At 36.3% G+C, this 12955-nt stretch carries 11 protein-coding genes and 2 pseudogenes; 12 read left to right on the plus strand and 1 reads right to left on the minus strand.

Annotated features, from left to right (window positions below; translation table 11 throughout):
* Nucleotides 1–20: 20 nt before the first annotated feature.
* Complete coding sequence (locus tag STRINF_RS07510) at nt 21–929, minus strand: LysR family transcriptional regulator (RefSeq protein WP_006532485.1); 909 nt, start codon at nt 927–929, stop codon at nt 21–23.
* Nucleotides 930–1378: 449 nt separating this feature from the next.
* On the opposite strand from STRINF_RS07510, the gene cpsA reads away from it, so the two are divergent.
* The 12 genes and pseudogenes from cpsA (at nt 1379) to STRINF_RS07570 (ending at nt 12950) form a co-directional block, all read left to right on the plus strand.
* The gene (gene cpsA / locus STRINF_RS07515; RefSeq protein ID WP_043878412.1) at nt 1379–2905 is read left to right on the plus strand and encodes an LCP family glycopolymer transferase CpsA; all 1527 of its coding nucleotides are present in this window, start codon (nt 1379–1381) and stop codon (nt 2903–2905) included.
* 5 nt (nt 2906–2910) lie between these two features.
* Nucleotides 2911–3642 (plus strand): capsular polysaccharide biosynthesis protein Cps4B, encoded by a 732-nt coding sequence (gene cps4B, locus STRINF_RS07520; protein ID WP_006532487.1) that lies wholly within the window; start codon nt 2911–2913, stop codon nt 3640–3642.
* Between the two features lie 8 nt (nt 3643–3650).
* Nucleotides 3651–4340, plus strand: a complete 690-nt coding sequence (locus tag STRINF_RS07525) for a Wzz/FepE/Etk N-terminal domain-containing protein (protein ID WP_006532488.1) — start codon at nt 3651–3653, stop codon at nt 4338–4340.
* 14 nt (nt 4341–4354) lie between these two features.
* Nucleotides 4355–5095, plus strand: coding sequence for a tyrosine-protein kinase (locus tag STRINF_RS07530; protein WP_006532489.1), 741 nt, complete (start codon nt 4355–4357; stop codon nt 5093–5095).
* Between the two features lie 38 nt (nt 5096–5133).
* The gene (locus STRINF_RS07535) at nt 5134–6510 is read left to right on the plus strand and encodes a sugar transferase (RefSeq protein ID WP_006532490.1); all 1377 of its coding nucleotides are present in this window, start codon (nt 5134–5136) and stop codon (nt 6508–6510) included.
* A 32-nt stretch (nt 6511–6542) separates the two neighbouring features.
* Nucleotides 6543–7364: a DUF1972 domain-containing protein gene (locus STRINF_RS10895; RefSeq protein ID WP_006532491.1), complete on the plus strand. Its 822-nt coding sequence runs from the start codon at nt 6543–6545 to the stop codon at nt 7362–7364.
* Between the two features lie 21 nt (nt 7365–7385).
* Nucleotides 7386–7691: pseudogene (locus STRINF_RS07545) on the plus strand (NAD-binding protein); the annotation flags it as partial.
* 729 nt (nt 7692–8420) lie between these two features.
* Complete coding sequence (locus STRINF_RS07550; protein ID WP_043878413.1) at nt 8421–9506, plus strand: glycosyltransferase; 1086 nt, start codon at nt 8421–8423, stop codon at nt 9504–9506.
* Between the two features lie 243 nt (nt 9507–9749).
* Nucleotides 9750–9872, plus strand: a pseudogene (locus STRINF_RS10830) (dTDP-4-dehydrorhamnose 3,5-epimerase); the annotation flags it as partial.
* A 16-nt stretch (nt 9873–9888) separates the two neighbouring features.
* Complete coding sequence (locus STRINF_RS07560; protein WP_006532496.1) at nt 9889–10731, plus strand: glycosyltransferase family 2 protein; 843 nt, start codon at nt 9889–9891, stop codon at nt 10729–10731.
* Between the two features lie 96 nt (nt 10732–10827).
* Nucleotides 10828–11667 carry a glycosyltransferase family 2 protein gene (locus STRINF_RS07565; RefSeq protein ID WP_052294210.1) on the plus strand — a complete coding sequence of 280 codons (840 nt, stop codon included), beginning with the start codon at nt 10828–10830 and terminating at the stop codon, nt 11665–11667.
* A gap of 2 nt (nt 11668–11669) precedes the next feature.
* Nucleotides 11670–12950, plus strand: coding sequence for a capsular biosynthesis protein CpsS (locus tag STRINF_RS07570; RefSeq protein ID WP_043878423.1), 1281 nt, complete (start codon nt 11670–11672; stop codon nt 12948–12950).
* The last annotated feature ends 5 nt before the right edge of the window (nt 12951–12955 follow it).

The raw sequence follows: 12955 nt of genomic DNA on the forward strand, positions 1-12955 counted from the left end.
GGACTCTGTCCAAGAACTTTTTATTTATCAAATTGTACTTCTTCAAGTAGATAATCGATAAAACGTTCACCCATTTTTGAAAAATTAGCCTTTTCGTGGCGAATGTAGACAATATCAATCATATCTTCAACCTCAAGCGGAATTGATACGATGTCATTGCCATTAAGGTTGCTATTTAAGATACCTGTAGCGATAGTGTAGCCGTCAAGACCAATCAAGAGATTGAAAAGCGTCGCACGGTCACTGACAACGATTGATTTTTTATGTGGAATTTGTGATAAGATTTCTTCAGAGAAGTAAAAAGAGTTGTGAATTCCTTGATCGTAGCTAAGGTAAGGAAATTCTTCCAAATCTTCCATAGTCACCAGTGTCTTTTCAGCTAGCGGATTATTTTTGCTGACAAAAATGTGCGGACGAGTTTTGAAAAGACTGGTATAAGTCAAATGATTGTCATCAAACATCTTTGTCAAGACATCACGGTTGTAGCTGTTTAGAAAAAGCACCCCGATTTCAGAACGAAAATTTTTGACGTCATCAATGATTTCGTATGTTCGGGTTTCACGAAGAAAAAGCTCATAGCGTGTCATGTCTGTCTTTTTCAGAAGTGAAACAAAAGCATTCACCACAAAAGCATAGTGCTGCGCAGAGACGCTAAAGAGCTCACGGTTGGTGTTTTTGCTCTTGTAACGTTCCTCTAAAAGCGCCGTCTGCTCAAGTATTTGGCGCGCATAAGAAAGAAACTCAACCCCGTCTTTTGTCAGAGTGATTCCCTTAGGATTACGAATAAAAATCTCAATCCCCATCTCGTGTTCCAGGTCACGAACGGCATTTGACAAACTTGGCTGAGTGATGAAGAGTTGTTTTGCAGCCTCGTTCATACTGCCCGTTTCCACGATTTTAACGATGTAGTGTAATTGTTGTATTCTCATAGCCTTAGTTTAGCTCAAAATCGCAAATCCCGCAAGTAGTGGAAATGTAGTAGATGTGAAAGCGATAAAAAAACGAACTTTTCAATTAAAAGTTTAGACAAAAATAGAATGATTTTTTCTAATGATTGCGCTTGCCGTTTTAATAGTGGGAATAATGTTTGGTTTGGAAATATTCTCTAAAAATGGACAAAATTTTAAAAATGTACAAAAAGAAGTATCTAAAACCGAATAATTACATAAAGATGACTTTTTTTCGAAAATGTAACCAAAACGTAACAAGTGCATAAAACGGTATTTTTAAAGGCGGTAAAACGTTGTTAAAACTAATATTTATTAAAAGTATACGAATTATCATGTAAAATTTCAGATTTTTTTGAAATTGCAATAACTCTTATAAAGTGCTAAAATAAGAACGTTAACAATTAATTAGGAAGCGGAGATTTATTAAAATGCCGACTCACTCACATCATCATAATAGTTACCATGGTCACCATCACAGTAGTCATCATAAGCACCATAAGAGCTCACGGCGGCGCTCTAGGTTTGCTGATTTGAAGATTGTGAATGCGGCGCTTTTAGTCTTGTATGCTGTGCTTGCTGGTCTTGCCACTTATATGATGTATGCGCATCATATCTTGGCATTTAGACATCTTAACGTTGTTTATACTATTATATTAGTAGCTGTTTTTGCTTTGTGTTTAACATTAAGTATTCTTAAAAAGAGCAGAGTTCTAACAACAGTCCTTTTGGTTGTCTTTTCAATCATTGCTGCAGTATCCCTCTTTGCCTTTAAGTCATTGGTCGATGTAGCACATAATATGAATGAAACGGCTTCTTACTCAGAAATTGAGATGAGTGTGGTTGTTCCAAGTAATAGCTCAGTTAATGATGTATCTGACCTCACAAGTGTTCAAGCACCGACAGATGCTGACGGTAGCAATATCAATGAACTCTTGTCTCACATTAAGTCAGAAAAAGGAGTAGACTTAGCGACAGAAAAAGTTGATTCTTATCAAGCTGCTTATGAGAACTTAGTTAACGGATCAAGTCAAGCTATGGTCTTTAACAGTGCTTATTCAAGCTTGCTTGAAATGTCTTACGAGAATTTCCAATCAAATCTTAAAACTATCTATTCTTATAAGATTAAGACAAGTATCAAAGACGAAGCCAAAGCACATGATTCAAATGTCTTTAACATTTACATTAGTGGTATTGATACATATGGTTCTATCTCAACCGTATCGCGTTCAGATGTCAACCTAATCTTAACAGTCAATATGAATACTCATAAGATTTTGATGACGGAAACGCCTCGTGATGCTTATGTTAAGATTCCAGATGGTGGCGCTGATCAATATGATAAATTAACCCACGCTGGTATCTATGGTGTTGAAACCTCAGAGAAGACTCTTGAGAATCTCTATGGTATCACCATTGACTACTATGCTCGCCTAAACTTTGATTCGTTTATGAATTTGATTAATTCCCTTGGAGGAGTAACGGTTTATAATGACCAAGAATTTACAATTAATTTAGATACAGGAAATACTTATTCATTCCCTGTTGGTAATGTTGATTTAACATCTGGTGAGCAAGCTCTTGCCTTTGTTCGTGAGCGTTATGATCTTAAAGGTGGTGATTATGACCGCGGTAATAATCAAATGAAGGTCATCCAAGCTATCCTTAACAAATTGACTTCATTAAACTCAGTTTCTAATTACTCAACGATTATTTCGAATGTTCAAGATTCTATCCAGACTGATATGAAATTAGATACCATGATGAAGTTAGTCAATACTCAATTGGACTCAGGTAAGAAATTTACTGTAACCTCACAAGAAGTAACAGGTACGGGTTCAACTGGTGAGTTGACTTCGTATGCGATGCCATCATCAAGTCTTTATATGATTAAGCTAGATGATGCTAGTGTGGCAAAAGCTTCGCAAGCAATCAAGGATGTCATGGAAGGTAAGTAAGTTAGATGATAGATATTCACTCGCATATTGTTTTTGATGTAGACGATGGACCATCTACTATAGAAGAAAGTTTAGCTCTGATTGGCGAAAGTTATCGCCAAGGGGTAAGAACTATTGTTTCAACCTCTCACAGAAGACCTGACTTGTTTAAAACACCAGAAGAGAAGATTTGGACAAACTTTAAGCAGGTTAAAGAGGCCGCAGAAGCTAAGTTTAAGGATTTAGAAATCTTATATGGTGGAGAACTCTACTATAATAATGCGCTGCTTGAAAAACTAGATGGGCATAAAGTTCCTCGCATGAATGATACGCAGTTTGCTTTAATAGAGTTTAGTATGACAACTCCATGGAAGGAAATCCATACAGGACTTAGTAAAGTTCTTATGCATGGAGTTACTCCAATTATCGCTCACATCGAACGTTACAATGCTCTTGAAAATAACGAGGAGCGCGTGCGAGAGTTGATTAATATGGGCTGCTATACTCAGATTAACAGCGCCCATGTCTTAAAACCAAAGCTTTTTGGAGATAAATACCGTGTCTTTAAAAAACGTGCACGCTATTTCTTAGATAAGAACTTAGTTCATATCGTTTCTAGTGACATGCATAATCTAAATGCTCGTCCGCCTTATATGGATCAGGCACGAGAAATCATCATGAAAGATTTTGGAAGCAAGCGAGCTTATAACCTTTTTGAAGGAAATGCGAAAACCTTATTAGAAAACAAAGATTTATAGGAGTATATATGAACACAAATGATAATGCAAGTATCGAAATTGACGTTCTCTACTTGCTAAGAAAGTTATGGAGTAAAAAATTCTTTATCGTATTTGTTGGTCTTCTTGTTGGGACAATTGCTTTATTAGGTAGTGTTTTCTTCATTAAACCAAAATATACTTCGACAACACGTATCTACGTTGTTAGCCGAAGTAGTGATGCAACTCTTACGAACCAAGACCTTCAAGCTGGTTCTTACTTGGTTAATGATTACAAGGAAGTTATTACGTCAAGTGAAGTTTTGTCATCAGTTATTGATCAAGAAAAGCTCTCAATGTCTGCTGGTGAACTTTCTAAAGAGATTGCAGTAACTATCCCAACAGATACTCGTGTTATTTCAATTTCTGTGACTGATACGGATGCACAAAGAGCTTGTGATATTGCAAATACTGTTCGTGAAGTTGCGGCTGAAAAGATCAAAGCTGTTACAAAAGTTGATGACGTGACAACCCTTGAATCTGCGACAAAACCAAGCCACCCATCATCACCAAATGTTAAGAAAAATGCTGTTATTGGTGCTTTAGCTGGAGTTTTCTTAGCTATCGTAGGAATCTTGGTAGCAGAAGTACTTGATGATCGTGTACGTCGTCCAGAAGATATCGAAGAAACACTTGGTATGACACTTTTAGGAGTTGTACCAGATATTGATAAATTATAAGGAGAAAAATTGTAATGCCACAGTTAGAATTAGTGAGAGCTAAAGCTCAAATGGTTAAGTCTATGGAGGAATATTACAATTCTATCCGTACCAATATTCAATTTAGCGGACGTGATTTAAAAGTCATTACGTTGACTTCAGCTCAATCTGGCGAAGGAAAATCAACAACGTCTGTTAACCTTGCAATTTCTTTTGCGCGTGCAGGTTTCCGTACACTTTTGATTGATGCGGATACACGTAATTCAGTCATGTCAGGAACGTTTAAATCTAATGAACGTTATCAGGGGTTGACAAGTTTCTTGTCTGGAAATGCAGAGTTGTCAGATGTTATTTGTGACACAAGTATTGATAATTTGATGATTCTTCCTGCTGGGCAAGTTCCACCAAATCCAACATCATTGATTCAAAATGATAACTTCAAATCGATGATTGAAACTGTTCGTGGACTTTACGACTATGTTATCATTGATACACCACCGCTTGGTTTGGTTATTGATGCTGCTATCCTAGCACACCATTCAGATGCTAGCTTGCTTGTAGTAAAAGCGGGAGCTGATAAACGCCGTACGATTACGAAACTAAAAGAACAACTAGAACAAAGTGGTTCAGTTTTCCTTGGCGTTATTTTGAATAAATATGATATTCACTTAGATAAGTATGGTTCATATGGTAGTTACGGTGGGTACGGTAGTTATGGCAATTACGGAAAGAGTGACGAAAAATCAAAAAATGGTAGAGGTAAACGAAAAAAATAGCTGATACTTTTACCTTAGAGTAGGGAACAGGGGGTTATATGTATAGCGAAGATTCGAAAAAGAAAGTTTATTACCTTTTGTCAGATATTATAGCTTTAGTGGTAAGTTACCTCATCTTAGCACAATTTTATCCTTATCATTTTTTTGATAGTAAATTCTTTGCAGTTGTTTTTGGGATTTTAATTGTGATTGTTGGTGTTTTGAGCGATGAATACTCTTCAATTACAAATCGTGGTTATTTAAAAGAATTAAAAGCATCTGTGATTTATGGTATGAAAGTTTTAGTTTTATTTACTTTTGTACTGATACTTGGAAAAATTCGTTTTATCCATGACATTTCACAGATGTCTTATTTCTTCTTGGGGCAAATTTTTATTTTAGTAGCGCTGTTTGTATTTATTGGACGAATTATAGCAAAAAATCTTTTTAGAAGCCATACACCTATTACTAAAGAGATTCTCTTTGTTACAGATTTTAAAAATGACAAGGAGGTCACTAAAGACCTTAACAATTCCAATTACCATATTGCTGCTTATATCAGTCGTCGTGATAATCCTGACATTTCACAGCCTACCTTAAAAAGTACTAAAGAAATTAGAGATTTTGTGGCAAATCACCAAGTTGACGAGATATTTGTTGCCAAAAATCACCAAGATGATTTTATAGAATTTGCTCATTGCTTAAAATTGTTAGGAATTCCAACGACAGTAGCTGTTGGGAATTATTCGGACTTCTATGTTGGAAATAGTGTTCTAAAAAAATTAGGTGATACGACCTTCATAACGACAGCATTCAATATTGTAAAATTCCGTCAAATTGCTTTAAAACGTCTTATGGATATTGCAATGGCTTTAGTTGGCTTAGTGATTACTGGGATTGTAGCTATTATTATTGCACCGATAGTCAAGAAACAATCACCAGGACCTCTAATCTTTAAACAAAAACGTGTTGGTAAAAACGGTAAAGTTTTTGAAATTTACAAATTTAGAAGCATGTACACCGATGCCGAAGAACGCAAAAAAGAATTATTAGCACAAAATGATTTGGATACTGACTTAATGTTTAAGATGGAAGATGACCCTCGTATCTTCCCATTTGGACATAAGTTACGTGATTGGTCACTTGATGAATTACCACAATTTATCAATGTCCTAAAAGGTGAAATGTCTGTTGTGGGCACGCGTCCACCAACGCTTGATGAGTATCATCACTATGAGTTACATCATTTCAAACGCTTAACAACCAAACCAGGAATCACTGGCTTATGGCAAGTTAGCGGTCGTAGTGACATTACCGACTTTGAAGAAGTCGTGGCACTTGATATGAAGTATATCCAAAATTGGAGCATCAGTGAAGATATTAAAATTATTGCCAAAACATTTGGAGTCGTACTAAAAAGAGAGGGAAGTAGGTAGGGTCCCTCTTCATTCTTGTATTGGGAGAAAAAATGAAAAGTGTCTATATTATAGGTTCAAAAGGAATACCAGCAAATTATGGTGGGTTTGAAACCTTTGTAGAAAAACTAACTGAAAATCAAAAAAATAAAAATATTAAGTATTTCGTGGCTTGTACAAGGGAAAATTCAAAGAAATCTAATATTAGTGAAGATTTTTTTGAATATAATGGTGCAACTTGTTTCAGCATAGATGTTCCAAATATTGGTCCAGCTAAAGCAATTGCATATGATATTGCTGCATTAAAAAAAGCAATTGAGATTGCAAAAGAAAATCGTGATAAAGAACCTATTTTTTATATTCTAGCTTGTCGTATTGGTCCATTTATTGGTCACTATAAAGTGTATGGTCCTGCAGGTCGTCCGGACATGGCCTACTTCGGATTCACCAACAAGCTGGTGAAGGGCGAAACCATCAAGATTTTCAACTATGGCAACTGCAAGCGTGATTTTACTTATGTGGATGACATCGTTGAGAGTGTTGTCCGTGTGATGAAGAAAGCACCGGACAAGAAAAATGGTGAAGATGGTTTGCCGATTCCGCCGTATGCAGTTTACAACATTGGTAATCAGAACCCTGAGAACCTGCTAGATTTCGTGCAGATTCTGAGTGAGGAGTTAGTAAGAGCGAAAGTTCTGCCGGAAGATTATGACTTCGAGGCACACAAGGAACTTTTTCCGATGCAGCCGGGTGATGTGCCTGTGACCTATGCAGATACCAGCGCACTGGAGCGTGACTTCGGATACAAGCCGAGCACAAGTCTGCGGACTGGATTAAGAAATTTCGCTGAGTGGTACGCTGAGTTTTATAAATAAAAGAATTAGAGGGATAGAGAAATGAGAGAGTTTAAAGATTTAAAGATTGCTGTGGCTGGTACTGGTTATGTTGGTCTTTCTATTGCTACGTTGCTGTCTCAGCATCACAAGGTGACGGCAGTAGATATCATTCCTGAGAAAGTAGAGCTGATCAATAACAAGAAGTCTCCGATTCAGGATGAGTACATTGAAAAGTATCTGGCAGAAAAGGAGCTGGATCTGACTGCAACGTTGGATGCGAAGGAAGCATACAGTGATGCTGATTTTTTCGTAATCGCTGCACCGACAAATGTCTACTCAACAAACCGTATTGACGTTACATCGTCAAAAAGAGCCTGTTTTGTACACTATATAGGGTGCTGAAATTGGTTATATTTCACAGCTATATGAACTGTAAATGCAAGATATTTATACAAAACGCTGAACTTTTGACCCCTGTGGCACAAAATAGGCACAACTTTTTCAGATGTTATGAGGGAATGGCGAAAAACAGGAGAAAACAACAAAAATCCATGAGTTTATCATTAATGTCTGAAACTGCTGTTGAGTACACTATCTGACTCGCTAATGACACCAACATCATAACGGTTTGTTGAGTCATGAAAAATAGAGAAAAACAGATGATTTCTACTTCAAAAAACAGCTGTTGAGTAGAGCATGAATGGTGATGATAATTACATGTTTTGAGTGGTTAAAGTGAATGATTTGTTCATAACGAACAATGAATGGTGAGAATTGGACTGGATGATATATACAGTTTTAACAAAACTCATGCCCCGACAGGGTTCGATTCAACAATCCAACACTTAGAAAAACGTCATTGCAGGGTATACGGGGTTCGACTGTATAAATCAACACTTCGGTTATAGAGGAATAGAGACGAGTGTACTCAACGGATGTTTTATGAAGTAGAAACATGATTGCGGGGGTAATTGGATACGACAGTATAAGAAAACACTTAGCCGTGTGAGTGGCAAGAGGAAAAAGAGATACTATCTGTGAAGAACAGATGTGTACATAGATAAAAATTTGAGGGATCAGTGGAGGAAGAAATCTATGGCGGAGAAAAAGAAAATACTGTACATAGTCGAAGCTATGGGCGGAGGCGTTTTTACTTACATAGTTGATTTGGCAAATGAGCTGGTCAATTCCTATGATATGTACATTGCTTACGCGGTGCGAAAGCAAACGCCGGAAAATTATAAGGATTACTTTGACAAGCGAATTCATTTGATTGAAGTCAAAAACTTTGGACGTGCAATTGATCCGGCGAAAGATATCGCCGCATTTTTTGAAGTTAAAAAAATAGCGGCAAAAATCAAGCCTGATGTAATCCATCTACATAGTAGTAAAGCTGGTGCAATTGGTCGGGTTGCGTTCAATGGAAAAATCCCAATGTTCTATACCCCGCACGGTTATAGTTTTCTGATGGAAAATTATAAGCCGATGAAGCGTAGAATGTTTAAGGTGATTGAATCGGTGTGTGCAAAGCGAAATTGTACTACCATCAGTTGCAGCGTGGGTGAGCATCAAGAATCTTTGAAACTTACTAGGCGTTCTACTTATGTGAACAATGGCATCAACATGGCAGAACTTCAGGAGATTATTGATAAGACGGAAAAAGTAGAGCACTCATTCACAGTTTACACACTGGGAAGAATCTGCTATCAGAAAAATCCCACACTGTTTAATAAGATAGCCGAATCACTTCCAGATGTGAAATTTGTCTGGATTGGTGATGGTGAACTTCGAGACCAACTTACAAGCGAGAATATCGAAATCACAGGATGGGCTGACCGAAGCACTGCAATTAGATATGCAGTTAATGCAGATGTTTTTCTTTTACCAAGCAGATGGGAAGGACTTCCAATTTCTCTACTTGAATCCATGTATATGAAGAAAGCATGTGTGGTAAGTAATGTAATTGGTAATTGGGATGTTATCCATAATGGTGAGAATGGCTTTGTGTGTACGAAAGTGGAAGACTTCGTAAAGGCTATCGAAGAATGTCAGGTTGAAGCTGAAAAACTAACAGAACATGCATATCAGGATATTCTAAAGATGTATAACACAAAAGTAATGGCGCAAATGTACATCAAAAAGTACGAAAATGCTCTGAATGAACGGGGGGGTACAGCATGACTTAATTCGTTTTATTGCGGTTATCAGGCCGTACACCCTTGCATACTCTGTTAGCATTGAGCCAGATAGTTATGGCACTGCAAAGGCGGTGGCATGATGAAAAAGATAAGGATTTTACATGTAGCGCAAGCTGCTGGCGGCGTGGATCGCTACATCCGAATGCTTCTCAAGTATTTGGATAAGGAAAAATTTGAGAATATACTGGTTTGCTCACAGGATTTCCTTGAGGAAGATTATAGAGGACTGAAGGGCGAGTATAAGGGCAGCGCAAGTGCTGAAGGCTACACGCTGAAAGATGGTACTGCATTGAACTTGAGCGATAAGGACCAGAAGTGGCTGGGACTGAAAGATACTTTAAAATTTTAAGGATAAGGAATAATCGATGAAGATATGTTCAATAGTGGTTCTATATGAGCCTAATAACAAAGAAATAGAAAATATTCTGGATTATTATGACAGCGTTGATAAAGTATATATTTTAGACAACTCAGTTGAAAGCAGAGAAGCAATTGTAAATGATGTTTTATCGAAGCGTAGTGGGCATGTCAAAGAAAAAGCGGAGTACATCCATTTCCATAAAAACATTGGTTTATGTAAAGCATTAAACCATGGAATGAAACTGGCGGCAGATGAAGGCTTTGAATGGGCTCTTATTATGGATGCCGATAGTACCTTCAATACTAATGTTGTGAAAGTATATAAAGATTATATCCAAAAGAATAACTGCAGTAAAATAGGTGTCCTTGCGCCAGTACATCTTCATGATAGAAACCTTGAGAGTAAATTTGAAGGACAAAGAGATGTGTCTTGGGCGATGACATCTGGATGCTTTTATAATATCAGCGTGTTTGAAACTGCTAATGGGTTTAAAGAGGAACTTTTTGTAGACGGTTTGGATATAGATTATTGCTATAAAATGCATAGATATGGGTATCGCGTAGTAGAACTTGCGGATGCCCGAATTAATCATTTGCCAGCTGAAACTCGCATGTTTAATCTTGGTGGATTTAAAGTAAAATATGGTGTGGCTTCACCGTGGCGGTATTACATGCAAGCTAGAGCAATAGTTTGGTTGGCACTGGAGTATAAGTCGCTAAGGGAGGTAGCTCGATACTGCGTGAAATGGGGAAAGGTACTTCTCTTGTTTGATAATAAGACGGATTACATAAAACAACTTATGCATGGAACTAAAGATGGGATAAAACTATGGAGAAGTATTCACTGAGTGGAATAGTTTTATGACGTTTTATTATGATTTAGACATAGTTATTATCAGAAATAGATAAAATACCGTATCAATTCAATGGAGGATATATTACACATGGACATATCAGCGGGCATTGTCCTTTTCAACCCAGACATTAAAAGATTAAAAGAGAACATAGATGCTGTTATTGTTCAGTGTACTCATGTGTATCTGGTGGATAATGGGTCAAAGAATATTAGTGAAGTGATTGAAATGTTGAATGGATTTAATTCTTCGCAGTTTTCTGTAATTCTCAATTTAGAGAATCAAGGAATTGCAAAAGCACTTAATCAGCTTACAATTGCTGCGCAGAAGGATGGATATGAGTGGATTCTCACATTAGATCAAGATTCAGTTTCTCCATCAAATATCATAGATGAGTTTGAAAATTACACGGCATATCAGAATGTTGGAATGCTATGTCCGGTTATTTACGATAGAAATAAAGGCGAAGAAATAAAAGCCAAGGAAGGCTGTACAGAGATTGATGAATGTATTACGTCTGGATCACTTTTAAATATTGAAGCATGGAATAACATTGGTGGCTTTGATGAGAATATGTTTATTGATGGTGTCGATTTTGATATTTGTTATCGATTAAGACAAAGTGGATATAAAATTTTGTGCATTCAGAGCGTTATACTTCTGCACGAATTAGGACGAATCGAATATCATCGTTTTCTCTTTTGGAGAGTTCTTGTGAAAAATCACTCAGCGTTTCGCAAATATTATATAGCTAGAAATATTATTTATACTGCCAAGAAAAGAAGAAGTACGCTGCTGGTTGTAAAAGGACTATTGCAAGAAATTAAAATGATTGGCATTGTAATTTTTTATGAAGAAGACAAGTTAAATAAAAGCAGGTGCATCTGTAGAGGAATATATGACGGCTTTAAGGGAAAGGTTGGTGAATGATTATGGTTGCATTAGAAGGCTTTATTGTAGCATATTCGTTCATTAATCTCATATTAATGATTAAAAAGTACAAAAGATTTCATAGTATATATCCGGTTATAGCTGTTTTTGACTTAGTTATGGTAGTTCCACTTTTTCTAGAGATGTATTTTGGCATCCCAGATATACCAAGGGATGTATATATGAATTTTGTTCGAGCTATGGAGGATCAAACTACATTACTAATATACTGCTTATTTGTTCTTCTGGCTCAGTTGATGTTTACATATGAATTAAGAAGAATCAAGAGATTAGATCGAAGCGTAACAAGAACTAACGATATACAAGAGTTTCTGCTGTTTATTCAAGATTTCAAATATCGTAAGATAGTTGTAGGAATATGTTACATTATTGTTGCAGCAAGTGTATTTTCTGTTATAGTTGCACCTAATCCAATGTACTATTTGACATTCCGAAATGTTCATATTCAGGTATCAGATTCAATTGCTAGATACTCGGAGCATGTTATTGGGCCATTATTTAATTTACTTGTTGGTGCGATAATCGCCTTGAAGTTATTTGATTCTAAAAATAAAATTGGTGGAGTTATTTTTAGGATAGTCTTAATAGTTTTTTTTACAGTGGTAAATGGAAAACGAACATATCTGATGATAATAATTGGGGTGTTCTTTTTGATTGATCTTCTTAAGGAAGGTTCACTAAAAAAGATTGCTCCAAAATATGTGTTTTTATTTGGTATGGTTGCGGTTTATTTTTATGCATATATGTACATAACAGATAAAATTAGTTTTAATAGTGATTGGTATTACGAGATGCAGGAGTATATTTTCCGCTCAATGCATGTCAGATTCTCTATATATGCAACGCTTCATCCTGAAAAGCTTCATATTTTGGATTATCCGGGACAATCGATGTTATATAGTTTGTTTTTCTTTATCCCAAGAGCAATATGGATAAGTAAGCCGAGACCATACATTGATTATTATATGCGTGGAGTATTGGGGTCATCTTCATTAAGCGATGTGACATATCATATGCCAGCTTCTTATTATCCAGAGTTTGTTTCAAACTTTGGAATTTTGGGTCTGGCTCTTTCTTTAATATTTACAATATGGATTATGAGATATTTTGATAAAAGAAAAACAGCATGCAAACTATTGGGAACTGGATTGATAGCATTACTTAATGTCTATTATTACAATGATTTGCTTAAGATTGTGGCAATGTTTATTCTCTATTTATGTATCACTGAAAAGTATAGATTTGTGATAGGAAGGAGATGATTTGG

Source organism: Streptococcus infantarius subsp. infantarius ATCC BAA-102 (assembly GCF_000154985.1).
GTDB classification, from domain to species: domain Bacteria; phylum Bacillota; class Bacilli; order Lactobacillales; family Streptococcaceae; genus Streptococcus; species Streptococcus infantarius.

Excerpts from the sequence above, each read along its gene's own strand:
- STRINF_RS07570 (WP_043878423.1), top strand. The coding sequence starts at position 11,670 with ATGGTTGCATTAGAAGGCTTTATTGTAGCATATTCGTTCATTAATCTC.
- cpsA (WP_043878412.1), top strand. The coding sequence starts at position 1,379 with ATGCCGACTCACTCACATCATCATAATAGTTACCATGGTCACCATCAC.
- STRINF_RS07535 (WP_006532490.1), top strand. The coding sequence starts at position 5,134 with ATGTATAGCGAAGATTCGAAAAAGAAAGTTTATTACCTTTTGTCAGAT.
- STRINF_RS07560 (WP_006532496.1), top strand. The coding sequence starts at position 9,889 with ATGAAGATATGTTCAATAGTGGTTCTATATGAGCCTAATAACAAAGAA.
- STRINF_RS10895 (WP_006532491.1), top strand. The coding sequence starts at position 6,543 with ATGAAAAGTGTCTATATTATAGGTTCAAAAGGAATACCAGCAAATTAT.
- STRINF_RS07530 (WP_006532489.1), top strand. The coding sequence starts at position 4,355 with ATGCCACAGTTAGAATTAGTGAGAGCTAAAGCTCAAATGGTTAAGTCT.
- STRINF_RS07510 (WP_006532485.1), bottom strand. The coding sequence starts at position 929 with ATGAGAATACAACAATTACACTACATCGTTAAAATCGTGGAAACGGGC.
- STRINF_RS07550 (WP_043878413.1), top strand. The coding sequence starts at position 8,421 with ATGGCGGAGAAAAAGAAAATACTGTACATAGTCGAAGCTATGGGCGGA.
- cps4B (WP_006532487.1), top strand. The coding sequence starts at position 2,911 with ATGATAGATATTCACTCGCATATTGTTTTTGATGTAGACGATGGACCA.
- STRINF_RS07525 (WP_006532488.1), top strand. The coding sequence starts at position 3,651 with ATGAACACAAATGATAATGCAAGTATCGAAATTGACGTTCTCTACTTG.
- STRINF_RS07565 (WP_052294210.1), top strand. The coding sequence starts at position 10,828 with ATGGACATATCAGCGGGCATTGTCCTTTTCAACCCAGACATTAAAAGA.